This window comes from Paenibacillus ihumii (assembly GCF_001403875.1).
Lineage (GTDB): Bacteria > Bacillota > Bacilli > Paenibacillales > Paenibacillaceae > Fontibacillus > Fontibacillus ihumii.
Genome location: NZ_LN884299.1, coordinates 3,126,685 through 3,150,278, shown reverse-complemented (window position 1 = coordinate 3,150,278; position 23,594 = coordinate 3,126,685). Strand labels below are relative to the sequence as shown.

The following is a 23,594-nucleotide window of genomic DNA, read 5'->3' as shown; positions in this document are numbered from 1 at the left end:
GTAGATATGCAAACATCTCTTTAAATTGAAAATTAAGGAGGTTGTTTGTGTAAATGTTATTTCAAGAAAAGTTAATTCATTTGGTTAAAGAGAAATGTGAAATTGATCCTTGTATTTCGGCATGCATGATGTATGGTTCTTTTACGAAAGGTGAGGGAGACCAATACTCGGATGTTGAGTTTTATATATTTCTTAAAGATGATGAGATTCATGATTTTAAATCTTCGGAGTGGATCAAGGATATTGGGCCATACGATCTGCTCTTCTTCAACGAATATGGAACTGAGGTAGTCGTGTTCGCCAATTTAATCAGAGGTGAATTTCACTTCCTTCCAGAGTCTGATATCGAAATTATAAAGTCATTCAAAGATACAGGAGTTTTTCCTGATACGGAGTCCATGTATATCTATGATAGAACCGGCAAGTTAAAGGCCTGTTTGGAGCATCTGGCTGGCGATGGACCGGAGAGAATGACTGATGATAATGTCAATTTTGCCTTTAATAACTTTGTAAATGCATGGCTAATGGGCGTGAACGTTTTGAAAAGAGGAGAGCATGCCCGTTCATTAGAGTGCCTTTCCAGTGTCCAGAAATACGTATTACAACTGATCAGAGTTCGAGAAAGAAATGTAGATCGCTGGCTGAACGCGACAAAGAACCTGGAAAGGGATCTGCCGGAAAAGGCCTATGGCGAGTACGCTGCAATAACATCAAGTTTAGATGCGGCAGAACTGTACAAAGCTTATTCAACTGCACTATGTGTAATCGAAGATTTAATACGTGTACTTTCTGATGATTTTCAATGCGATATGGATTTGGATTTTACATGCAAATTACATTCGTATTTAAACGAAGTATTCGGAAACTAACCTAGTTAAACTATACTAAGATAGGCCAGCGAGTAGCGCTTGGCCTATCTTTGCTTTAACAAGCTGTCGTTTTTGTATTTTTTCCAGATAAAATTAAGAAAAAATTAAGCATTTGCGCTCGTCAATTTTAAGATGTAACGACTAGAATAAGGATACTAACCGCTAAATTGGCTCAGCAAGACATCCTGGCGATATGGTATATTTACAACATTGTTGTAGAAACCAAAGAGAATAAAGCAGAGGTGCAATCATGTCCAGAGAGTCGATTCTACTCGTAGACGATGAGAAGGAAATTATTGAACTGATAGAGATCTATCTGAAGAATGAGGGGTATATCCTCTACAAAGCTTCCAACGGTATAGAGGCTCTTCAAGTGCTGCAAGCCCATGATATCGATCTCATTATTCTAGATATTATGATGCCTGAGATGGACGGCATACAGGCCTGTATGAAGATCAGAGAGCAGAGAAATACACCGATCATTATGCTGTCTGCCAAAAGTCAGGATATCGATAAAATTGCAGGGCTCAGCATCGGAGCCGACGATTATGTAACTAAGCCCTTCAATCCGCTGGTCTTGCTCGCCCGCGTCAAATCTCAGCTTCGGAGATATAAGCATTTGAACCGCCAAGAGTCGAACAGAAACGACCATGAGATCGTCATCGATGAGCTGGTGATCAATACCGCGACTCATACCGTAACTGTAGATGATCAGGAGGTTAAGCTGACGCCCCGCGAATTTGCTATATTGGAAATGCTTGCCGTGAATCAGGGGATCGTGCTCAGCATGGACAAGATCTATCAGGAGGTCTGGAATGAACCGTTTATGGACTCTAAAAACACGATCATGGTTCATATTCGGAAGATCCGTGAAAAGATTGAAAAGGATAAGCAAAATCCACGATTTATAAAGACTGTGTGGGGCATCGGGTATAAAATGAAATCATCAAAGGAGCTGTAACATGACTCGCATCAGACTGTTCAATTCAATCAGATGGAGATTCCTGCTGATTCAGATCTTAAGCATCCTGCTGACCGCACTCTTCCTGCTGCTCGGTAATTTGCTTGCCAATTACATTATGCAATTTAATTCGATTAATGCTGTGCTCATATGGGTGATTCACAACATTGGCTCGAGGCCTACCATGACCGTATCGGGAATTATTCTATATTTATTTTTCTATGTCGTTTTAAGCCGCCCGACGGTTCGTTACACGAAGGAAATTGCAGACACGCTGGAGGACATGGCCAACGGCAAATTCCATGAACCCGTAGAGGTGAAAACTCCAAACGAGCTTGGCTTGATCGCTTCCCAGGCCAATCGCGTCGCGGAAGAGCTGAACGATTATTTGCGGGAAATCAACTATGGGCTCCAGGAAATTGCCAAAGGGCATTTTCAATATGATATCCCGGTCAAGCCGGATCATGATTTGGGTGAAATTGCGAAGAGTATTAACCAAATGAGCGAGCAGCTGCACCATTCCATTCAGGAGGAGCGCAACGCGGAGAAAACGAAGAATGACCTGATCACCGGGGTGTCGCACGACCTCAGAACTCCGCTGACTTCGATATTAGGCTTTCTGGAGCTGATTGAAAAAGACCGTTATTTCGATGAGGTCGAGCTTCGCTATTATATCGGCATTGCCTATGAAAAGTCCGTAACGTTAAAAAAGCTTATCGACGATCTGTTCGAATATACGCGTATTAATAACGGTATGCCACTGGACATTAAGCGGCTCGATATGAATGATTTTTTTCAGCAGCTTGCCGAGGAATTTGTGCCTAACCTGGAGAGCGCGGGCGTATCCTGCCGTGTCCACGCACCTGATCACCCTGTCATCATCAGAGCCGACGGAGATCATCTCGTCCGGGCTTATGAGAACTTAATTTCCAATGCGATTCGATACGGCAGCGCCGGCAAGCGAATCGATATTTACATTCAAGAACAGGACAGCCAGGTCGTGATTCAGGTCGTGAATTATGGCGACCCCATTCCCGAGCGGGATCTGCCGTTTATTTTCGACCGATTCTACCGCGCGGACAAATCCAGGTCGAAGCAGACCGGCGGAGGCACAGGACTTGGGCTTGCGATTACCAAAAGCATTATCGAGGTTCATGGCGGGAGCATATCCGTAAGCAGCAACAAACGGCAGACCTGCTTTGAAACTATTCTTCCTATTACGTAATAGCTCTAATCCGCAACCTTCCACAATGGTGGAAGGTTTTTTATTGTCCGATCCGGCCGGAATCCTAAGCGGTTAATACGATTAAATTAAGGATTTGTTAAGCAATCCGACGCCATTTATTAAGAAGTCTATTATAAGGTTATAGGAGCTTATCGTCCGAAACGAAAGGAGCATGCCGCATGCTAAACAGATCAACCCGCCATCGTTCGCCTAAGTCGTGGCTCGCGATGACACTCATTGTACTTATTATCGCCTTGGCAGCCTATTTGAGAGTCGACTTTCTCGTCTCCGTCAATCACAAGGTATCTCATGACTCGATTCATTACGACGAGATGGTGAGGCAGCTGCTGGAGAAAGGGATATATGCCTATAAGGATACAGAGCCGAATGCGCAGGTGACGCCGGGATACCCCTTGTTTATGGCTGCGATCTACAAGCTGGTCGATTATCAGCACAATGATCCGTTTCCGGCGATCCGTTACATTCAGGTCGCGATCAGTCTCATAACGCTGTGGCTGATTTACGCTATAGCCAGAAGACTGGGCGGACGGAATGCCGGTATCGCGGCCCTCTTCATTGGAGCGGTATATCCGCCGTTTGTGTGGAGCAACGCCAGCATTCTTACCGAGACACTTGCGACACTGTTTTTCGTGACTTTTGTCTACCTGCAGCTTATGGTATTTGACAAAAAAACGCTGACCCTCGCGATGCTGAGCGGGGCCGCCATGGGACTGCTTGTGCTGACCCGGCCTGAATTTTTGATCCTCCTGTTTCCGATCTATATCTTTTATTATTTTTGGAAGAAGGATAGACGCACGACATTAAGGCTGTTCTTGTTCACCGTGATCGGGACGGCCGCCGTACTGTCTCCATGGGTGATACGGAATGTGATTACGCTGAATGAAGTCGTGGTTGCCTCGACCCAAGTGAACCCTTTTCAGGCAGGAACCTATCCGGACAAGAACTATGATGACGGATTGGTAGACCGCCGAGGAAAGACGCAAATGGAAATTGCCAAGGAGCGCTTGAAGGTCGGCTTTACGGAGCATACCTGGGAATTCACCAAATGGTACACGTACGGCAAGCTTAAACAAACGTATTCCAGAATGTATTTCGGCAGCGGCCATGAACCGCTCTATCCGGTGATTCCAGTTGTGCCATGGAGCTGGCTGAATTGGCTGCATCGCGGGCTCGTCTTCTTCTCTATCATCTCGCTCGTTGTAATTGCCAGGAGGTGGAGGCAGCCCGCTGCAATGCTTGCCGTCATTCTTGTGACGATGTCGCTCGTAAGGCTTGCCTTCGTGCCGGAATACCGATATAACTATACGGTCATGCCGTTCATAATCATCATGGACAGCATCATAGGCGCCGCCTTAATCCGCAGATGGCTGCCTGTAAAGCGCAATACTGCTCTGCCTGCAGAAAGGAGTATGAACGATGCTCAACCAACGCCAGCATCATCTCAACAATAATAAGATTCTTGCTATCGTACCCGCCTACAACGAGGAGGAGGGCATTGAACGAGTGATCGCATCGCTGCAGAAGCATGCCCCATATGCAGACATTCTGGTGATCAATGACGGTTCAACGGATGAAACAGGACAGCTTGCAGAGAATGCCGGAGCAATGGTGCTCCATCTATGCTGCAACCTGGGTATCGGCGGCGCCGTACAGACCGGCTATCGCTATGCCGCAGAGAACGGTTACGACTATGCCGTTCAGATTGACGGCGATGGCCAGCATAATCCCTCCGATCTCGGCAAGCTGCTCTGCGGCATGCGGGAGACCGGTGCAGATATGGTCGTAGGATCCCGTTTTATCGAAAAAGAGGGATTTCAGTCCACGTTCGCAAGGAAGCTGGGGATTGATCTGCTTGTCGCTCTGGTTACGCAATTGACCGGAAAACGCATTACCGATCCTACCTCGGGCTACCGGTTATGCAACCGGAGGGCGATCGCTTTGTTTGCGCAGCAGTATCCTACGGATTATCCGGAGGTTGAGGCGCTGGTGCTGCTCGATAACTGCCAGCTGACTTTTAAAGAGATTCCTGTAGTCATGAACGAACGGCAAGGCGGCGTGTCCAGCATTTCACCTCTTAAATCGATTTATTATATGTGCAAGGTTATTTTAGCCATTCTCATTATGAAGACAAGGAAGAAGAAAGCGTGGGAAATGAGCCATGACACTTGATATTTATCTGTTCAGCTTCTTGATCAGCCTGAGCTTCGCAGCGACGATTCTTTATCTCATCCGGAATCGAAAGCTGAAGGAGCAATACGCACTGCTCTGGCTGACACTGAGCGTGATGATGATGATACTATCTTTATTTCCGTCCATATTGGATGAGCTGGCAGGGCTGATTCACATCGAATATGCCCCATCGCTGCTATATTTGCTTAGTGTCGTCGGGATTCTATTCATTCTGCTTCATCTGACGATGGCGGTATCCTCGCTTACCCAGCGCAATGTTGAATTGATCCAGACCATCGCCCTGCATGAGCGCAAAATCGCGGCGCTGGCGAAGCAAAACGAGCTGCAGGAGGGGGGAGGTGCAAATCGAGGGACAGCGCAAGCGAAGGAATGAAAAATTCCGGTGATCAAATACAGGAGAACGGGTGGAAAAGGAGCTTATTATACGAATGAATATTAAAAAAACGATGTTGGCTGCCATTCTAGCTGCTTCGCAAGCGGCCTGGGCAGTACCTGCGTATGCGGAATCTGCGGAGAGCATACTAGGGGACAAGGAAGTACAGTATAGCGATAGCAATTTTGATACCGGAATATCCAAGCAGCTGGTCTTATATCTGAATAGCCGCAAAATGGAGCAGGACGGCGCGGAATACACCGCGCTTCGCGACATGACGGTTAAGCAAGGCGTAACGTATGTAAGCCTGCGTTCGTTAGCGGAACGCCTCGGCTATAAGGTCGGATATGATGCAAGCACATATGAAGCGCTGGTGAGCGCGGGCGATGCCTCGGAGGTCAGGTTCAAGGCGAATCGAGACACTTATGTCATGGATGGCAGCTCTTATCCATTGAATGGAACACCCTATATGGATGAAGGCGTCCTGATGCTTCCGCTGCGCTCCCTGGCCGCAGCCTTTGACATTACCGTTGTGCTAGAGGGGGACAAGGTAGTGCTTCAGCTCCCCGCCAAGGATGTACAGGAACCCGAGCCAGAGCCGAAATTACCGCCGACAGCTTATTTTACAACGGACAAGCATAAATATCGCATGGGCGAGCCGATTCGATACGATGATATGAGCACGGACGATGAGGAGGCTATTGTAGAGCGCAAGTGGGATAATCAACAGCCGGCCTTCTTCGAGCCGGGCATCGTCGAAATATCCTTGCAAGTTACGAACAAGCATGGCTTATCCTCCACTTACAAGCAGCAGATCGAGATAACTGCGGAGCAGCTGTATTCGAAGGAAGAGTTTGACCGTTTGTACACACCGGTTGGCAGCAATTTTGATATTGCAGGCAGCTCCGTGCTGTCCTTCGCTGCCCTCCCCTATGCCTATCGGACTGAGCCGTATACCTTATTTCGATCCAGCGGCCCAGAGACGGTAAGCCATGAGGGAATCCTGTATCAGGATACGATGGAAGGACCTGCGCTATTTATGATTCATCATAAGAACAAGCTTGGAGAAAAAGCGAAATTCTATGTCGTGGCCGAGAACAAAGGCGAGTCTCCTGCAAGCGTCGATATAGGCGGATTAGGCTTCGCCGGACCTTCCAGTCACCCGGAGGTAGCGGGCAGATCCGCAGCGGCGAGATATTTCGAATCGATGATTAACGGCAGTGCCAGTAAAAATACGACGTTGCTGCCGGGAGAAAAAAAGCTGATTTTTACGGAAATGAGTGCGGTGACCGTACCCAGCGGCGATGTTGTCACCTTGAATGCCGATGTGACGAGCAGCGGTCCGATCCAATATACGGTGTTCATCGTGAAGGCAAAGAATGATCCTATGGAGCTGCTCCCTGCGCTGCCTTATCTCGATCCGAAGGAATCGATCATTCGGGGGACCTTCAAGGACTCGGTCCGGGTATTCGAGTATAACGAATTAGTAGGGACGAGGCCGGAACGGCTGCCGCTAACCGACAATACCACCGACCCTTTTCAAAAAGGAATAGACGGGATTCAATTTACCGAGGCTACGAACTCCGGCAATTACGGGGTGCTCTATTATATCGTGCTTAACCGCGTGGCCCCGAACACGCTTATTACCTTCAACCCTCGCGGCGGACTCTACTCCGGTGCAGCGAGAGTGAATAATGAGGTCGTCCATATTAAGCATATTGGCTCAACCCAGGACAGCACCAGCGTGCTCTATCGAACGGGGAGTCAGGAGGAAAAAGTAGAGCTATGGATTACGCCAGCCGCAGGCAGCAATTTGCCGTTTACATTTCTATTTATGCCGCTGCCTGAAGTGAAGAAATAATAGAGAAGACGAAGACTTATCGGGAAATGGGAGAAGCAGTTCGTTAGCGGGCTGCTTCTTAATTTTGCTTGCGCAGAGATTCGAAAATGCAAGGCTTGCAGAGTAAATAGGAATAGGTAATGAGAACGGGACGCGGTATAATATAGTGTGTTGAATTTGAGGGCAAACCGGAGGAATTATTATGAAGAGAAAGGTGTTTATTGTGATCGCTTCTGCTTTTGTTCTGCTAGTTCTAGTACTCACCGCTGCAAGCTTCTATTTCTACAATGTTGCGGTCGCCCGCACGGAGAAGGAATTTTTGCGAGGCAATCCCGACCTGGAGGTTAGCGTCAGCATCAAGGAGGATGATCCTGACTCGGATATCGGAGCCTGGTGGGAGCAGCAGGCCTTCGAGGATTGGAGCCTGATGTCGGACGATGGGCTTAAGCTGCATGCATACTATCTGGGAGCTCCAGCTCAAACGAATAAAACCGTTATTATTGCGCATGGATACAGCAGTAAGGCTGCTGATATGGGGAAATTGGCCCGAATGTACAGCGACAAGCTGGGCTACAATGTGCTTCTGCCGGATGCCCGCGGACATGGAAATAGCGAAGGGCATTATATCGGCTTTGGCTGGCCGGAGCGCAGGGATTACATCCAATGGATCGATCAGGTGATAGAGCATTCGGGCGATCAGGCGCAAATTGTGCTGCACGGCGTGTCCATGGGAGGGGCAACCGTATTGATGACCAGCGGAGAGAAGCTGCCTCCCCATGTCAAGGCTGTTGTGGAGGACTGCGGATATACGTCGGCCAAGGAGCAGTTGGCCTATCAGTTAAAGCGCATGTATCATCTTCCGGCTTTCCCGCTGGTGCAAACTACGAGCCTGGTGACCAAGCTGCGGGCAGGATATTTTTTCGGCGAGGCCTCAGCGCTGGAGCAGGTGAAAAAATCCGTTACTCCGACATTGTTTATTCATGGCGACCAGGATCTGTTTGTGCCGACTGAAATGGCCTACAAGCTGTATGAGAACGGCCCGGCAGAGAAAAAGCTCGTTATTGTCCCCGGCGCGGGACACGGTCAGGCCCGGCTAGTGAATCCGGAGGCATATGACCGCGAGGTCTCTGAATTTATTGCGGCTTACGTCAAGTAGCGGGGATAGTCTGCTCAGAATAAACAATTAATTCGTTTCTTGACAGTCAAAATACATTATGGTTATTATGGATTTACAAAATCCACAATATAAAAAGACGAATAGCTTATAGGGTCTATTATACAAACTTGCCGGAAAGGAGGGAGTAAAGCTGCAATTTTCTAAAAGCACCGACTATGCCCTGCACGCTTTAATCCATTTGGCTCGATCTGAGCGGGGCGATAACATCGGAATTAAGGAGCTGGCCTCAATGCTTGGCGTTTCGGAGAGCTATCTGTCCAAGATCATGTCCAAGCTGAGGCAGGATGGAATTGTACGAGCAGTGCCTGGAGTGAACGGCGGTTACGAGCTGGCCCGCCCGCCAGAACAGATTACATTTCTAGAGGTTATTCAGGTTATTGAAGGCAGGCAGCGGCTGTTTGAATGCTCGAATATGGATTCGCCGCAGCATCGCCTACTTGCTGAAGAGAATGCGGCTGGACCCGCTCAGGATGAACCTGGGGAGTGCCTGGTCAAAAAGGTGATGGACGGCGCCGAGGAGCATCTGCATCAATACTTGCGGGAGCATACGATCCAGTCGGTATTGGATGCTGCCTCCCATAAGAGCAGCCTTGGCGCAAACAAGAAGTGATGAGCTTCTTGTACTTTAATTATAGATATTAAAGATCTACGGAGGTGTATTAAGGGATGAAATTGGATGCAGTAATTATTGGCGGAGGACCGGCAGGCCTTAGCGCCGCTCTCGTGCTGGGCCGGGCAAGGAAGAAGGCAGCGGTGATCGATGAAGGCCGTCCCCGCAACGGAGTGACCCGTGAGGCCCATGGCTTCCTTACGCGCGATGGAATAAGTCCCAGCGAGTTCAGGCGGATTGCGATCGAGCAGATCGGTGCCTATCCATCCGTCTCTTTTGTGGCGGATACGGCCGTGGCGATCACAGGAACAGACGGCGATTTTCAAGTTGAGACTGCGAAGGGGCAAAGCTTTCAATGCAAAAAGCTGTTGTTTGCCGTTGGCATGAAGGACCGCCCGCTCGACATTAAAGGGCTGAAGGAGGTCTATGGGACAAGCGCCTTTGTCTGTCCTTATTGCGATGGCTGGGAACTGAGGGACAAGCAGCTTGTCATCATTAGCAAGGGCCCCGATGCTATGCATTTTGCCCAACTGATATCCGGATGGACGAACCGTTTTACGATTTGCACGAACGGTGCCGCTGAACTGTCTGAACCGGAGCGTGAGGAGCTCCGGCGGCATCAAGTGCCCGTGCTCGAATCACCGATTCGTTCGATTGATTCAGAGGGCGGGATGGTGCGGCAGGTTGTGCTTGAAGACGGGACGATCGTTCCGTGCGGCGGGATCTTTTTTAGGCCAAAGCTGGTGGCGGGATCGAATTTGCCTCAGGCTGCAGGCTGCCAAGTCACGGAGGCGGGAACCGTCGTCATCGATGAGCTTGGCAAGACGAATATTCCGGGCGTGTACAGCGCTGGAGATGCGGCTTCGATGCGTCATCAGGCCATTGCCGCCGCTGCGATGGGGACATTATCCGCCGCCGCCATGAACAATGAACTCAACACAGAGGCATGGAGGGAGAGAGGATGAAGATGCTCGGCATGCAGGGAGCCGAGGTGTTGTCCCTGCAGCAGTCTGAATGCGGGGAGCGAATCCTGGACGTAGGTGGCGGAACTGGGATCAACATTTTAAAATAGTCCATGTTCCTATCAGCAACCCGAGCCTTGGAGTGATCCGAGGCTTTTTACAGCTCCGATGAAGTGATGACCTGAACGGATAAAAGAAATTTGCCTGTCTTGAGTTGATCGCAGCCATGGGCACAGAATGAATATATAATTAAATTTTAGAGAACTTTATGCTGTTTATGATTGTTATTTATTAGTATAGGATTAGGATCGCTGATATGGAGAGGCTAGAATAGCGACCAATTTGGTATATCGCTTCTGAAGCTCCGATAAATAGGATGCATAGGACAGATTGTGGCTTAGCATATTTGAAAACAAGAGGGCGTTAAGAATACTGGGGAAATTTTCAAGGGGGATGAAATGAACGTGGAGCGTCTGTGGACGAAATCGTTTATTTTTGTAACAGTAGGCACGCTGTTCTTGTTCGCTGGATTTTATTTGCTGCTCCCAACGCTGCCGCTGTTCATTAAGGAGCTGGGCGGCAACGAAGCGCAAATCGGTTTGATTGCGGGGGCATTCATGCTGTCGGCCGTTGTCTGCCGTCCGGTTGTCGGCGTACTGCTGGACCGGTTCGGGCGGTGTCCATTCATCGTTTGGGGGCTGATATTCTTCGCCTTGGCGATGTATATGTACGATTGGATCGGCGGCATCGCCGTCTTATTATGGATTCGAATCGTGCACGGGGTCAGTTGGGCTGTATCTACGACGGCCCTTTTTACGGCGGCTACCGATATGATTCCATCCACCCGCCGCGGGGAAGGCATGGGATGGTTCAGCACAGCGATGACCCTGGCGATGGCCGTCGGCCCGATTATCGGCATCTGGTTAACGCAGAATATGTCATATACCATCTTGTTTCTCTCCGCGGCGGGTCTCTCCGTCGCTGCGCTGCTCCTAGCGCTCGGCGCCAAAATCCCGTTCCGCCCGCAGAAAAAAACAACGAGGATCGTACTCTTCGAGAATTCGGTGCTGCCTGTTACGGCGTCGGTCTTTTTCTTGACGATTGCTTACGGGGGCATCACGACCTTCGTTCCGATGCTTGCCAGCTCGATTCAGGTTAATTCCGGCACGTTCTTTCTCGTTTATGCCATAACGCTGTTCTTAATTCGTCCCATTGCGGGAAAACTATCGGACCGGCATGGTGAGTCATTTGTCATTATCCCGTCCCTTGCGGTAACCATTGTGGCTCTGATTGTTCTCAGCCTTTCGACCGGACTATTCGGCATGCTCGCTTCCGCCGTACTGTACGGCATTGGCTTTGGTTCCGCGCAGCCGATGCTTCAAGCGGCAGCGATAAATCTGGCCCGCCCGGATCGGAAAGGAGTGGCCAATGCGTCTTTTCTGACCGCTGCCGATCTAGGCATCGGACTGGGCGCGATCGTGCTGGGCTGGGTCTCCCAGCATACGAGCTACCAGATATTGTTCACGGTCAGCGCTATTTCGGTCGGGCTGTCGCTGCTCTTGTTCATTTTCTTTGTAAAGCGTCTGTTGAAGAAAAATGGGCTGCGCTCACAGAGTATGGCTGCTGTTCCCCCGGAAACAAATTGACGCAGCTTCGCCTTGCGGGCGAATGTGCGGGAAGGGATGAACCGGAGACTTTGGAGTACCAGAGCCTCCGGCTTTTTTTATTTTTGAGCTTGTACATGATCAGCAAGCCGAGCGGATTGTAGATGAAAAATTTTGTTTTTTAGTTCTACTGGACGTCCTTTTTAAATTACATTCCTAACTTACATTGCGGTCATTATTTTATGCGTGATTATTATTTTTCTCAGCAGTACATTGACCAATACGATATATCGTTGTAATATAACGATATATCGTATTGAAAGGTGGACGAAAATATGAGGTTTCACGAGAATGAAGCTTGGCGCGCAGGTCAGCCTGGGCGCGGACGATATGGCAGGGATGGAGCTTACCAGGATATATCCCTAAGACACCGCCATGGTGGTGGGCGGGGGGGATTTAGCGGACGGGGAGAGGGCAAGCGCTTTTTTGAGCGCGGGAAATTCAAGTTCGCCCTGCTTGAGCTGCTGGCCATAGAGCCGATGCACGGGTATCAGCTGATTAAGACGATGGAGGAGAAGACGGGCGGTTTGTATTCCCCAAGTCCAGGCTCTGTGTATCCAAACTTGCAGTGGCTTGAGGATATGCAGCTTATAGGCTCCAGCGAGAAGGATGGCAAGAAGCTGTACCATATTACGGATGAGGGACTGACATATCTGCGCGAGCAAAAAGAGGAAGCAGCAGAGCGGCCGGGAAGCCCCTGGGAGCAGCCTGGACGGCACCGGCCTTATGGCGGCGGGCATGGAAGGCAGCTTTTGCGAGGGCTGATGAAGGATTGGTCCGAGGTAATCCATTTGCTGGCGAGAGCGGCGGAAGCGGCGAAGATAAACCCTGGCTCCAAGCAGGCGGCGCAGTTTCAGGAGATTATGACCGCGCTAAAAGCCAGCCTGTCTGATAATTTGGCTTCCTCCGAGAATGTCAGCAAGGACGAAGCTGTGCCGAAGCCATCCTCTAATAAGCCGTCCACGGACGATAGCCATACCGGTGAATAGGGAGTTAGGCCGTCGGAGGGGCGCGGATTGTCCGAGGCAAGACGAAGCTCTGTTTCCTTCGCGCGCATTATCACTTTCCGTCCGTGAATTCTAATTATGGACGAAGCTGCTGCGAATTCTGATTCTTGATGAAGCTCTGCGATTCGCAAGGCGGCCTAAGTTCATTTAAAATAGGATCATAATTATGAACAATAAGAGGAGGCAATACTATGTTAATTCAAACGAGAACGATATTGGTGCAGAAGGATAAGGTGGATCTCGTCCTTGAGCGTTTTTCCAAAGAAAGCCCGATGGATTCGATGGAAGGGCTCATTGATAAAACCGTCATGGTTAACCGAAAAAAACAGGAGCACGAAGAGGTCGTCGTTATGATCCGCTGGAGATCTGTGGAGGACTGGAAAAATTGGGAGAAGAGCGATGTCCATATTCAGGGGCATCGTCAGAACAGAGGCAAACCGGCCCCGGAATACATTATCAGCACAACTGTCAATATGTATGAGGTGAAGGCCGTGAAGGAAGGCTTGAATCCGTAAGAGCGTCATGGAATATTTATATATCTGTGATATTTAAGTAAACGACCTATAGGTAAAAGAGGCAGTCCTTTGAGGATTGTCTTTTTTAATATAAAATTAGAGTACTGACCAACATCGCTGGTTATTTGGAAAATGAATTAAGGCAGATTTTATGAAGTGGCTGCAGATGCGTATTAAGGAGAGAGTTTTTATGAAACTAATGTTTATATCCGATATTCATGGATCCGCTTATTGGCTGGAACGAGCCATGGAGAAGGTTCGGGAGGAGTGCCCAGAACAGATTGTGATTCTTGGGGATTTTCTGTATCACGGGCCGCGTAATCCGTTACCCGAAGGCTATGATCCGCAGCGGGTTGCCCAAATCCTCAATCAGCATAAAAATAATATTATTGCTGTACGCGGGAATTGTGACGCCGAGGTAGACCAAATGCTGCTTGAATTCCCGATGATGGCGGAATATACGATTGTCCTCCATGAAGGCCGGCGTATTTTTGCCACGCACGGGCATGGCTTTAATATTGAGCAGCTGCCGCCTCTAGCGGACAAGGACGTATTTATTCAGGGGCATACCCATATTCCTGTGGCTGACCGGAAGGCCGGAATATACGTGTTGAACCCAGGCTCTATATCGCTGCCTAAAGAGAATTATCCTAACTCTTATGGCATTCTGAGTAACGGAGAGTTTTGTGTAAAAGATTTTGATGGCGGAGTGGTAAAACGTATTTCATTCAACTAATTTGTCTTTCATTCAATTGATATGCTCTAAGCGTGTGGCGGCCTTTTGGCCTCTCTTCCCCGATCGAGCTGGAATCGGGCCTGTCGGCTGCAGCAAGCACTTTGTACGAAAAATCCTACAGAAGAGTCGCAGAGGCATCCAATCCTGGCAGTTTTGTTGGAAAATCATACGAAAGCGCCCCCGAACATGTTCGCAGGGCGCCTAGCATTATGGTTTTGTACACAATTTCGAAAGAACATTTCATCCGGATAATTTACCGGTAAAATCTATGGTTCATCTAATATAGATTGGATTATTTTCCAATGAATTCTTGGACCCAATAGCCGTTGTCATAGGCAACGCCGATGTGGGTAAAGTTTGCGTTCATAATGTTTTGACGATGGCCTTCGCTATTCATCCAAGCATTCATAACCTCGGAAGGAGTACGCTGTCCTTTTGCGATGTTTTCGCCCGCATAGCTATAGGTAACGCCAAACTGCTTCATCATATCGAATGGAGAGCCGTACGTAGGCGATTGGTGGTCAAAATATCCATTTTGGCGCATATCCGCTGCTTTGGCAGCAGCCACTTTCGTGAGATTGGCTTGCGTCGCAAGCGGCTTCAGGCCTGCTTTGCTCCGCTCTTTGTTAACCAGATCAACTACTTGTGCGGCAAAAGAAGCAGCATCGGTCTGCCCGGCTGTACTTCCATTCTCCTTGCTTGGTGCCGTAGGAGCTGTTGGTGTTGCCGGCGCAGTCGGTTTTGCAGCGGCATCCTTCCCGGCAGATCCATCCGTTCCAGCTGATGGCTTTTGACTTGGTGCCGTCGGCTTTTGATTTGGAGCCGATGGCGCTTCGGTTTGTGGCTTCTCAGGAGTCCATGTTTGCTCCCCTGGTGTTGGCTGCAGCAGTTTGTACCAATCCAGATTGCCAAAAGAACCATTCCAGCTCCATTGGATCCAAACCTGCTGAGCCTGCTTATGCCAGTTATTGCTCGGCGCTGCAGCGGCTTCAGCTTTGCCTGCCTGCGGCAGCACGATGCCCGCAGCTAATACGGCGGTGGCCATGCTTCCAGTTAATATTGCTTTGAAATGTTTGTTATTCATAGTCAGGTTCCCTCCACATCATTCAGGTAGGTTTTAGAAAACTTGAAGCTTAAAAGACAGAAATACGAATGCGACATTAACTACAATGACAATAGTTACAAATTTGTAATTTGTCACAAACCCATTCTATCATGCCTGCTAAAGAAAATGGGGAGGTAAGTTATGGATAGGGTGCAGGTTGGCAGGTTAGTACGGTTGCAAGACTGCAAGGCTGCAAGAAAGCAAGATTGCAAGATTGGAAACTGGTAAGTTTGCAGCTACAGTCTGCAGTCAGGATTGCAAGTATATAAGAATGTAAGGTTTATAATAATGTAGGTTTATATGTTTGTATGTTTACATATAGGTATTAAGCATTTAGGTTTTTAGGTGATGCAAAACTAGCAGATAGTAGTTCATTAAATCAATAACTTCAGGAGCCAGCGGACAGTAACTCCGTAATTCAGGTATAAACAACAAAATGATGTTCGCAAATCAAAAAAAATCGAAAAAGCATCATGAAAACGTTGACAAGATTCTTTGGGATTGATATGATTTGATCATTACAAGGTTTGAAATTATGTTTAGACAGAGGGAAAAGCCATGAATCAGGGTAGGAGATTGACGATTAAAGAGTTTGCCAAGGAAATTGGCGTCTCTCCTGCAACATTGGACCGGGTGCTGAACAATAGGGGGAACGTGAAGCGTGAAACCTATGAGAAAGTTATGGAGAAAATCAAAGAGCTCAACTATATGCCCAACAAGTCGGCGAGTTTTCTGGCTCGGATGAATGATTTTTCCATGGCGATCGTGTTTCCGGAGCATCCGGAATATTTCTGGAAGCAGGTAGAGAAGGGGATTCAGATTGCGATTGATGAATTCCGTGATTATGGTCTTTCGGTCAGCGTCTTTCGTTCTGAAGGATATGATTTGGAGCCGCAGAAGCAGCTGGTTCAGCAGCTCATTGATTCGGGCAAGTATGATGCGATCGCCTTGTCGCCGAATGATCCGCTGGAGATGGCTGAGCTTATCGACCGCGGGGTGGACAAGGGGATTACGATCTGCACTTTTAACAGCGATTCGCCCCTGAGCAAGCGGCTGTACTATGTCGGATGCGATTACCGCATTGCCGGGCGGCTGGCCGCCGACGTGCTTTGCAAGTTTCTCGGGCAGAAGACCCGGATTGGCCTGGTCATGTCGTATACCAATTTTCAAATGCAGCAGAAAATTACCGGGTTCCGGGAAGTCGTCGACGAATACGATCATATCGAACTGGTCGGCCCTCTAAGGCTGAGGCAGGAGGATTACGATTCGCCCGAGGCATTTGCCGATTATTTCCGCGAGGTCGACGGTGTTTACGTGTCCAGTGCAAGGCTGGATGTGGTCGCTAAGCATCTGGAAGGGCTGGGTCTTGACCATAAGCCGATTCTGATCGGCCATGATATGACCGAGGAGACGCAGATGTATATGGAACGAGGCATCATTACGGCCACGATCTGCCAGGATCCCGTCAACCAGGGGTATCTCACCGTGAAGTCCATGTTTGATTACCTGGTCAATGGGCAAAAGGTTGGATTTAAGGAGAACATCACCAAGCTGGAGCTGGTGACCAAAGAAAATGCGCTTTATTACATTTAAATAGCGTTAAGTGTAGTACAGCGCTTTTTTTACATCAAAATTGATGTGCGCACATCAATTTATGCACTTGATTCTGATGTAATCCCGGGTAAAGGCATTACTGCCTCCGTTTTATGTTTCGATAAAGCGGCAGTGCATGCAAATATAAAAAAATTTGCTAGGGGGAATGTATATGTTTAAGAATGTAAGGGCTCTCATGGCGGCTTTGGTCGCGTTCGCCATATTGCTGACGGCTTGCGCACCGAGCACCGAGTCGGGAACGTCGGGCTCCTCGCCGAACTCGGGCAAGGATGGCGATAAGGTCGTCATTCAATGGTGGGATTCGATGACGAGTGAAGCGACTCAGGGCGCAATACAGACGATTATCGCCGACTACGAGGCGGCCTATCCGAATGTGAAGATCGAACGAACTTATATTTCGTTTGCGGATATTAAGAACAAGCTGCTCCTCGGCTCCGTCGGCAATCAAATGCCGGATATCGTCTGGCTGGACAACCCGGACCATCAGGCTTTTGCCGCCGCTGGGATATTGGCGGATTTGACGGATGAGATCAAGGCGTGGGGAGAGGCCGACAAGTATTACGAAGGACCATGGTCCTCGACGATGTATGAAGGCAAGAACTATGGCGTGCCGATCGGCAGCAATAATCTGGCGCTCTATTACAACAAGGATATGCTGGAAGCCAAGGGAATTGCCCCGCCTACCAATTGGGAGGAGTTAAAAGAAGCAGCTAAGCAGCTGACGACGAGTGATGTTTACGGTCTGTCCATGACTGCGGTGAAAACCGAAGAGGGCACATTCCAATTCCTGCCTCTGATGTATCAAGCAGGTGCAGACATCGATAACTTCGATAGTGCGGGCACGATTGAAGCGGCAACGCTGGTGCAGGATTTGGTGAAGAATGGCTACATGTCCAAGGAGATCATTAATCAGAAGCAGTCCGATACAGTAGTGCAGTTCTCTACAGGCAAGGTAGCGATGATGATCAACGGTACTTGGCAAATTCCGCTGCTGAGAAAAGAAGGAAAAGTCAATTGGGGCGTTGTAGAGCTGCCGGTGAATAAGCAGGGCGGCACGATCCTTGGCGGAGAAAACTGGGCGATTACGAAGGCTTCCAAAAATAAAGATATCGCATTCGACATTATTAAATTCGCTAACGAGCCGGAACGATTGAAAGCGTTTGATCAGGCAGCCGGGCGTCTGCCAAGCCGCTCCGATCTGCTGCAGGATCCCTTCTGGCAGGATGACGCGGAACTGAAGGTGTTCGCCGATGCGATGGAAGTCGCTAGGGCGAGAGCCTATGGGCCGGAATATCCGAAAATCTCCGAGGCGATTCAAATTATGCTGCAGGAGGTTATTACCGGAAGCAAAACGCCGGAGCAAGCCGTGAAGGAGGCAGGCGCGAAGATCGAGCCGCTTGTCAAGAAATAGGCTGAATCCTAAGCAGGCAGAGGTATACAGGAACCATAACTATAACGATAGTCAATCAGCAAGGGGGATGCTGCGCTGCATCCCCATACACAGCAAATAGGGGGAGAAGTTATGTCCCATAAATCAGCCGTAAACGGGAATAGAGGACAATCCCGCGGAGCCAAATGGTTCTCATCCTGGAACAATTATTTGTTTGTCGTACCGGCTCTCATCTTTATGATCGTATTTATCGGTTTTCCGCTGCTTTATAATCTCATGTTGAGCTTCCAGAACGTCAACGTGTATAACCTAAGCGGCAAGCATGATTTTATCGGATTATCCAATTACGTGAAATCGTTGAAGGACCCGGTGTTTTACACCGCGCTGCAAAATTCCGCCGTGTTCACGGTGCTCAGTATCTTTTTCCAATTTACGCTCGGCTTCGCGCTGGCATTGTTCTTTAATCAGAAATTCCCGGGACGCAATCTGTTCCGCTCGCTGATGCTGCTGGCCTGGATGCTGCCGGTCGTTATTAGCGGGACGATCTTTCAATGGATGATGTCCGGCGATTTCGGCGTCATCAATTATTTCCTGCAAACCTTGGGAATCATCGACCAGCCAATCAACTGGCTGAGCGAAGGCAGCACGGCTCTGCTAAGCACGGTCGTGGCCAACATTTGGATCGGGATTCCGTTTAATATGATTATTCTATTGTCCGGGCTGCAAGGTCTGCCCGAGCATCTGTACGAGGCTGCCAAGCTGGACGGGGCGAACCGCTTGGTGCAATTTCGGCATATTACCCTGCCGCTGATGCGCCCGACGATTCTTGTACTGATGATCCTGGGCATCATCAATACGTTTAAAGTATTCGATCTCATCTTTATCATGACCGCGGGCGGACCGGTGAACTCTTCGACAGTGCTGCCGATCTACGCCTATCAGTTGTCCTTTACGACGCTGGAATTCAGTCAGGGCGCCTCAGTATCCATGATTATGTTCCTGATTCTAATCGTCATATCGATCGGATATTTGAGAATGTCGAGCAAGGAGGAGGTCCACTAATGACGAATTCGAGATGGCGAATGGGCGGTTCGACCTTCATCGGCATTCTGATTATGGTCGTGTTTCTTTTCCCGGTATATTGGATGGTAAAAACGTCAATTACCCCGGTAACGGAGCTTTATCACAATCCGCCGCATATTTTTCCCGTAGGTGCCACGTTCGAGTCTTATATCAACAACTTTGTTCGCAATCAGGACATGATCGGCTACATCGGCAACAGCTTTATTATCGCGCTAGGGACGATGGTTCTGTCGCTGCTGCTGGCGATCCCGGCTGCATATGCGCTGGCACGGCTCCCGATTAAGGGCAAAGGACTCATGATGATTTCAGTGCTGTCGATTCAGATGCTCCCCGGCATTATGATGGCGATGCCGCTGTACATTATGTTCTCCAAGGTGCAATTGATCGATAATTTTGCCGGATTGATCTTTGCGGATCTCATCCATTCCCTGCCGTTTGCCATTATTACGCTGCGTCCATTCTTTCTGGCGCTGCCGGGCGGGCTTGAGGAAGCCGCGATGATCGATGGCTGCAATAAATTTTCCTCATTTACGAAAATCATTTTGCCGCTGGTTATGCCCGGGCTTATGACGGTGGCCGTCTTTTGCTTCCTGTTCGGCTGGGGGGATTTCATCTTCGCGTTGACATTGACGACCAGCAACTCGGTTCGGCCGCTGACGCTGGGGCTGTATCGGTTTATCGGCCAATACGGCACGGAGTGGAACAACCTGATGGCGGTTGCGACCATTGCGGCGCTGCCGATCATCGTGATATTTATCTCCATGCAAAAATACGTGGTCGGCGGGATTACAGCTGGCTCTATGAAGGATTGATCTAGCGGAGCGAGGCTGACGAACAACGAAGAGACAGGAGGAGCTGGGATGAAACCGCGGATTTATATTGCAAGGGATTTGCCGGAGCCCGTGGCCGCTTATTTGGAGGAGCATGGAGAATGCCGGTATTGGCAGGGGCCGGAAGATATTACCGAAGAGCGTCTGGCGAAGGAGATCGGGGATGCGGAAGGCCTGCTTGTCACAGGAACCCCAATTGGGCAAGCGGTGCTGGAAGCAGGATCGCGTCTCCGTGTCATCAGCAATCTATCGGCCGGCTACAACAATCTGAATCTGCAGGCGCTGAAGGAGCGCAAGCTGGTGGCCACCCATACTCCTTACGTGCTGGACGAGACGGTGGCGGATCTGGCGATGGCCCTGCTGCTGGCGGCGGCGCGCAGAGTGACCGCTCTGGATCGGCTTGTCAAGGAAGGCGGCTGGGTGCGAGGAATGGATGCCGAGCTGTATGGGCTCGATGTCCATCACAAACGGCTGGGCATTATCGGCATGGGACGGATCGGCGAAGCCGTCGCCCGCCGGGCGGCGCTGGGCTTTGAAATGGATGTCGTGTATTATAACCGGCGCCGCAAGCCCGAGGCGGAGGAACGCTATGGACTCCGATATTGCTCTATGGATGAGCTGCTGGCCACCTCGGATTATGTAATTCTAATGACGCCGCTTACGCCGGAGACGAAGCATCTTATGGGCAAGGCGCAGTTTGAGCGGATGAAGAACAACGCCATATTTGTCAACGCCTCTCGCGGAGAGAACGTCGATGAGGCGGCATTGATCCAGGCGCTGCAGCAGGGGCAAATCGCCGGGGCCGGGCTGGACGTGTATGAGCGCGAGCCGATTCCGGCGGATCATCCGCTGCTGCAAATGGATCATGTGGTCACCCTGCCTCATATCGGCTCTGCTACGGCCGAGACGAGGCTGAATATGGCCTTCGCGGCCGCGAGAAATTTAGTGCATGCCTTAACGGGACAAGCCCCGGTGCAGATCGTTCCCGAGCTGCAGCAGCTTTAATAAATATACAGCATATTGGAGGATACGAGAGATGAAATTTACGGATGGGTACTGGCATGTCAGACCAGGCGTTACACTGAACTATCCAGTAGAAGTTCGAGGTGTCAGGACGGCGGAGGATAAGCTTACGGTGCTGGCCTCCTGCAAAAAAATCATCACGCGCGGAGATACGCTGAACACGGCGATTTTAACCGTTAATTATACGTCGCCGATGCCGGATGTCATCGCCGTGGAGCTGGTGCATCACGGCGGGCGCCTGCCGAAGGGGCCGGAGTTTCAAAAGCTGCTTGACGGCGCTGCCGAGGTACGGATCGAGAACGGCGCGGATATCGCCAGCTTGACGAGCGGAAGGCTCAGCGTGGAGGTTCACAAAAACGAAGGCTGGAGCACGCATTTCCTGTATGACGGCAAACGGCTGACCGGCAGCGGATATAAAAGCCCGGGCCATATCAAAATGCCGGATCAAACGACCTATATGCGCGAGCAGCTTGACCTCGGCGTAGGGGAGTATATCTATGGCCTCGGGGAACGATTCACCCCTTTTGTGAAAAACGGGCAGGTTGTCGACCTGTGGAATGAAGACGGCGGTACCTGCAGCGAGCAAGCTTATAAAAATGTACCATTCTATTTGTCTAACTACGGCTATGGCGTCTTCGTCGATCACCCGGAACGCGTATCCTACGAGATAGCGTCTGAAGTCGTCTCCAAGGTACAGTTCAGCGTGCCCGGCGAAACGTTAAAATATTATATTATCGGCGGAGCGAATTTAAAGGAAGTCCTCGATAACTATACGAAGCTGACGGGAAAACCGGCTTTGCCTCCGGCCTGGTCTTACGGCCTCTGGCTGACGACCTCTTTTACAACGAGCTATGATGAGGGTACGGTAACCAGCTTTATCGACGGCATGAGCGAGCGCGATATCCCGCTCCATGTGTTCCATTTCGATTGCTTCTGGATGAAGGAGTTCCACTGGTGCGACTTCAAATGGGATGAGGATGTGTTCCCTGACCCGGAGAGCATGCTGAAGCGGCTCAAGAGCAAGGGCTTGAAAATATGCGTATGGATTAACTCCTATATTGCCCAGCAGTCTTATTTGTTCGACGAGGGCAAGGCTCATGGCTATCTTGTCAAAACGAAGGACGGCGATGTATGGCAGTGGGACAGATGGCAGGGCGGCATGGGGCTGGTCGATTTCACGAACCCGGCAGCCGTACGCTGGTATAAGGATAAGCTTAAAGCTTTGCTGGAAATGGGCGTCGACTGCTTTAAGACAGACTTCGGCGAGCGCATTCCGACCGATGTCGTCTATTTCGACGGCTCGGATCCGGTGAAAATGCACAACTATTATACCCATCTGTATAATAAAGCGGTATTCGAAGTGCTGGAGGAAACCCGGGGCAAAAACGAAGCCATGCTGTTCGCCCGCTCGGCAACGGCCGGGGGACAGCAGTATCCCGTGCACTGGGGTGGAGACTGCTCGGCCACTTATGTCTCTATGGCTGAGACGCTGCGCGGCGGCTTGTCGCTGGGAATGTCCGGGTTCAGCTTCTGGAGCCATGATATCGGCGGCTTTGAGAATACGGCGACCCCGGATTTGTACAAGCGCTGGACGGCATTCGGCCTGCTCTCGACGCACAGCCGGCTTCACGGAAGCCAGTCCTATCGGGTGCCTTGGCTGTTTGACGAGGAAGCCTGCGATGTGCTGAGGCATTTTACGCATCTGAAGGCTACCCTAATGCCTTATCTGTTCAGCACCTCTGTAGAAGCGACAAGAACGGGCGTCCCCGTAATGCGCTCTATGGTGCTGGAATTTACCGGAGACCCGACCTGCGATACCCTGGACCGTCAATATATGCTCGGCGATTCCTTCCTGGTCGCTCCGATCTTCAACAGCGAGGGTACGGCGAAATATTATCTTCCGGAGGGACGCTGGACGAATTATTTAAGCGGAGAGGTCATTGAAGGCGGGCGCTGGATTCAGGAGCAGCATGATTATTTCAGCCTGCCGCTGATGGTCAGACCGGGCAGCCTCGTAGCGATAGGAGCCAATGAGCTGGTCCCTGACTATGATTATGCGGACGGCGTGGCCCTGCATCTATTTGAGCTGGGGGATGGCCAGACGGCGGAGACATCGGTTTACAGCACCAAGGCAGAGCTGGAGCTGAAAGTCAGTGTCGAGCGGAAGGGACGTACGCTTACTGTGACAGCGAGCAGTGTGGAAGGCAAAGCTTGGGAGCTGGTGCTGCGCGGGATAGCGGGAGTAAAATCCATCATTGATGGCACGCAATCAGAAGGGCCGATGGGTCTGCGCATTATTCCGAAGGCGGGCGCTCAGAAAATGATCATTGAATTAAATGACTGATTCATAGATGAAATGCAGGAAATTGATTTATGAGGCCTCGCCGCTTGGCGAGGTC

General features: G+C 50.0%; 21 protein-coding genes. 20 read left to right on the top strand and 1 reads right to left on the bottom strand.

Annotated elements, in window-relative coordinates:
- Window positions 1–53: 53 nt before the first annotated feature.
- From BN2762_RS21280 to yfcE, 14 genes are all read left to right on the top strand, one after another.
- Window positions 54–869 (top strand): hypothetical protein, encoded by an 816-nt coding sequence (locus tag BN2762_RS21280; protein WP_055108866.1) that lies wholly within the window; start codon window positions 54–56, stop codon window positions 867–869.
- Window positions 870–1,119: 250 nt separating this feature from the next.
- Complete coding sequence (locus tag BN2762_RS21275) at window positions 1,120–1,830, top strand: response regulator transcription factor (RefSeq protein WP_055108865.1); 711 nt, start codon at window positions 1,120–1,122, stop codon at window positions 1,828–1,830.
- A 1-nt stretch (window position 1,831) separates the two neighbouring features.
- Window positions 1,832–3,055, top strand: a complete 1,224-nt coding sequence (locus BN2762_RS21270) for a sensor histidine kinase (protein WP_055108864.1) — start codon at window positions 1,832–1,834, stop codon at window positions 3,053–3,055.
- Between the two features lie 179 nt (window positions 3,056–3,234).
- Window positions 3,235–4,527, top strand: coding sequence for an ArnT family glycosyltransferase (locus BN2762_RS21265; protein ID WP_074048663.1), 1,293 nt, complete (start codon window positions 3,235–3,237; stop codon window positions 4,525–4,527).
- The gene (locus tag BN2762_RS21260) at window positions 4,493–5,245 is read left to right on the top strand and encodes a glycosyltransferase family 2 protein (protein WP_055108863.1); all 753 of its coding nucleotides are present in this window, start codon (window positions 4,493–4,495) and stop codon (window positions 5,243–5,245) included. Before BN2762_RS21265 ends, BN2762_RS21260 begins: the two co-directional genes overlap by 35 nt.
- The gene (locus tag BN2762_RS21255; protein ID WP_055108862.1) at window positions 5,235–5,639 is read left to right on the top strand and encodes a DUF2304 domain-containing protein; all 405 of its coding nucleotides are present in this window, start codon (window positions 5,235–5,237) and stop codon (window positions 5,637–5,639) included. The genes BN2762_RS21260 and BN2762_RS21255 overlap by 11 nt, the downstream gene beginning before the upstream one ends.
- A gap of 55 nt (window positions 5,640–5,694) precedes the next feature.
- A complete protein-coding gene (locus BN2762_RS21250) occupies window positions 5,695–7,500 on the top strand; it encodes a copper amine oxidase N-terminal domain-containing protein (RefSeq protein WP_055108861.1) in 1,806 nt (601 codons plus the stop codon).
- Window positions 7,501–7,681: 181 nt separating this feature from the next.
- On the top strand, window positions 7,682–8,635 hold the full coding sequence (locus BN2762_RS21245; protein WP_055108860.1) for an alpha/beta hydrolase: 954 nt from the start codon (window positions 7,682–7,684) through the stop codon (window positions 8,633–8,635).
- A 151-nt stretch (window positions 8,636–8,786) separates the two neighbouring features.
- Entirely contained in the window at window positions 8,787–9,266 is a 480-nt protein-coding gene (locus BN2762_RS21240; RefSeq protein WP_055108859.1) for an RrF2 family transcriptional regulator, read from the top strand.
- Between the two features lie 56 nt (window positions 9,267–9,322).
- On the top strand, window positions 9,323–10,231 hold the full coding sequence (locus tag BN2762_RS21235) for an NAD(P)/FAD-dependent oxidoreductase (RefSeq protein ID WP_055108858.1): 909 nt from the start codon (window positions 9,323–9,325) through the stop codon (window positions 10,229–10,231).
- A gap of 461 nt (window positions 10,232–10,692) precedes the next feature.
- Window positions 10,693–11,874, top strand: a complete 1,182-nt coding sequence (locus BN2762_RS21230) for an MFS transporter (RefSeq protein ID WP_055110268.1) — start codon at window positions 10,693–10,695, stop codon at window positions 11,872–11,874.
- A gap of 293 nt (window positions 11,875–12,167) precedes the next feature.
- On the top strand, window positions 12,168–12,881 hold the full coding sequence (locus BN2762_RS21225; protein ID WP_055108857.1) for a PadR family transcriptional regulator: 714 nt from the start codon (window positions 12,168–12,170) through the stop codon (window positions 12,879–12,881).
- A 209-nt stretch (window positions 12,882–13,090) separates the two neighbouring features.
- A complete protein-coding gene (locus BN2762_RS21220; RefSeq protein ID WP_055108856.1) occupies window positions 13,091–13,414 on the top strand; it encodes an antibiotic biosynthesis monooxygenase in 324 nt (107 codons plus the stop codon).
- 190 nt (window positions 13,415–13,604) lie between these two features.
- Window positions 13,605–14,150 carry a phosphodiesterase gene (gene yfcE / locus BN2762_RS21215; RefSeq protein ID WP_055108855.1) on the top strand — a complete coding sequence of 182 codons (546 nt, stop codon included), beginning with the start codon at window positions 13,605–13,607 and terminating at the stop codon, window positions 14,148–14,150.
- Between the two features lie 292 nt (window positions 14,151–14,442).
- Here yfcE and BN2762_RS21210 read toward each other — a convergent pair whose 3' ends face one another.
- Window positions 14,443–15,234, bottom strand: a complete 792-nt coding sequence (locus BN2762_RS21210; protein ID WP_055108854.1) for a CAP domain-containing protein — start codon at window positions 15,232–15,234, stop codon at window positions 14,443–14,445.
- A 579-nt stretch (window positions 15,235–15,813) separates the two neighbouring features.
- Between BN2762_RS21210 and BN2762_RS21205 the strand changes: the two genes are divergently transcribed.
- The 6 genes from BN2762_RS21205 (at window position 15,814) to yicI (ending at window position 23,539) form a co-directional block, all read left to right on the top strand.
- Window positions 15,814–16,848, top strand: coding sequence for a LacI family DNA-binding transcriptional regulator (locus BN2762_RS21205; RefSeq protein ID WP_083485056.1), 1,035 nt, complete (start codon window positions 15,814–15,816; stop codon window positions 16,846–16,848).
- A gap of 172 nt (window positions 16,849–17,020) precedes the next feature.
- Window positions 17,021–18,280: a sugar ABC transporter substrate-binding protein gene (locus BN2762_RS21200; protein WP_055108852.1), complete on the top strand. Its 1,260-nt coding sequence runs from the start codon at window positions 17,021–17,023 to the stop codon at window positions 18,278–18,280.
- Between the two features lie 111 nt (window positions 18,281–18,391).
- Entirely contained in the window at window positions 18,392–19,321 is a 930-nt protein-coding gene (locus tag BN2762_RS21195) for a carbohydrate ABC transporter permease (RefSeq protein ID WP_055108851.1), read from the top strand.
- Complete coding sequence (locus BN2762_RS21190; RefSeq protein WP_055108850.1) at window positions 19,321–20,154, top strand: carbohydrate ABC transporter permease; 834 nt, start codon at window positions 19,321–19,323, stop codon at window positions 20,152–20,154. Before BN2762_RS21195 ends, BN2762_RS21190 begins: the two co-directional genes overlap by 1 nt.
- A 48-nt stretch (window positions 20,155–20,202) precedes the next feature.
- Window positions 20,203–21,177 (top strand): 2-hydroxyacid dehydrogenase, encoded by a 975-nt coding sequence (locus BN2762_RS21185; RefSeq protein WP_055108849.1) that lies wholly within the window; start codon window positions 20,203–20,205, stop codon window positions 21,175–21,177.
- 31 nt (window positions 21,178–21,208) lie between these two features.
- Window positions 21,209–23,539, top strand: a complete 2,331-nt coding sequence (gene yicI, locus BN2762_RS21180) for an alpha-xylosidase (protein ID WP_055108848.1) — start codon at window positions 21,209–21,211, stop codon at window positions 23,537–23,539.
- Window positions 23,540–23,594 lie beyond the last annotated feature (55 nt).

Coding starts and splice junctions, on each gene's coding strand:
- BN2762_RS21205 (WP_083485056.1), top strand. CDS start 15,814: ATGAATCAGGGTAGGAGATTGACGATTAAAGAGTTTGCCAAGGAAATT.
- BN2762_RS21280 (WP_055108866.1), top strand. CDS start 54: ATGTTATTTCAAGAAAAGTTAATTCATTTGGTTAAAGAGAAATGTGAA.
- BN2762_RS21275 (WP_055108865.1), top strand. CDS start 1,120: ATGTCCAGAGAGTCGATTCTACTCGTAGACGATGAGAAGGAAATTATT.
- BN2762_RS21255 (WP_055108862.1), top strand. CDS start 5,235: ATGACACTTGATATTTATCTGTTCAGCTTCTTGATCAGCCTGAGCTTC.
- yfcE (WP_055108855.1), top strand. CDS start 13,605: ATGAAACTAATGTTTATATCCGATATTCATGGATCCGCTTATTGGCTG.
- BN2762_RS21185 (WP_055108849.1), top strand. CDS start 20,203: ATGAAACCGCGGATTTATATTGCAAGGGATTTGCCGGAGCCCGTGGCC.
- BN2762_RS21200 (WP_055108852.1), top strand. CDS start 17,021: ATGTTTAAGAATGTAAGGGCTCTCATGGCGGCTTTGGTCGCGTTCGCC.
- BN2762_RS21270 (WP_055108864.1), top strand. CDS start 1,832: ATGACTCGCATCAGACTGTTCAATTCAATCAGATGGAGATTCCTGCTG.
- BN2762_RS21220 (WP_055108856.1), top strand. CDS start 13,091: ATGTTAATTCAAACGAGAACGATATTGGTGCAGAAGGATAAGGTGGAT.
- BN2762_RS21245 (WP_055108860.1), top strand. CDS start 7,682: ATGAAGAGAAAGGTGTTTATTGTGATCGCTTCTGCTTTTGTTCTGCTA.
- BN2762_RS21190 (WP_055108850.1), top strand. CDS start 19,321: ATGACGAATTCGAGATGGCGAATGGGCGGTTCGACCTTCATCGGCATT.
- BN2762_RS21225 (WP_055108857.1), top strand. CDS start 12,168: ATGAGGTTTCACGAGAATGAAGCTTGGCGCGCAGGTCAGCCTGGGCGC.
- BN2762_RS21260 (WP_055108863.1), top strand. CDS start 4,493: ATGCTCAACCAACGCCAGCATCATCTCAACAATAATAAGATTCTTGCT.
- BN2762_RS21250 (WP_055108861.1), top strand. CDS start 5,695: ATGAATATTAAAAAAACGATGTTGGCTGCCATTCTAGCTGCTTCGCAA.
- BN2762_RS21235 (WP_055108858.1), top strand. CDS start 9,323: ATGAAATTGGATGCAGTAATTATTGGCGGAGGACCGGCAGGCCTTAGC.
- BN2762_RS21195 (WP_055108851.1), top strand. CDS start 18,392: ATGTCCCATAAATCAGCCGTAAACGGGAATAGAGGACAATCCCGCGGA.
- BN2762_RS21210 (WP_055108854.1), bottom strand. CDS start 15,234: ATGAATAACAAACATTTCAAAGCAATATTAACTGGAAGCATGGCCACC.
- yicI (WP_055108848.1), top strand. CDS start 21,209: ATGAAATTTACGGATGGGTACTGGCATGTCAGACCAGGCGTTACACTG.
- BN2762_RS21265 (WP_074048663.1), top strand. CDS start 3,235: ATGCTAAACAGATCAACCCGCCATCGTTCGCCTAAGTCGTGGCTCGCG.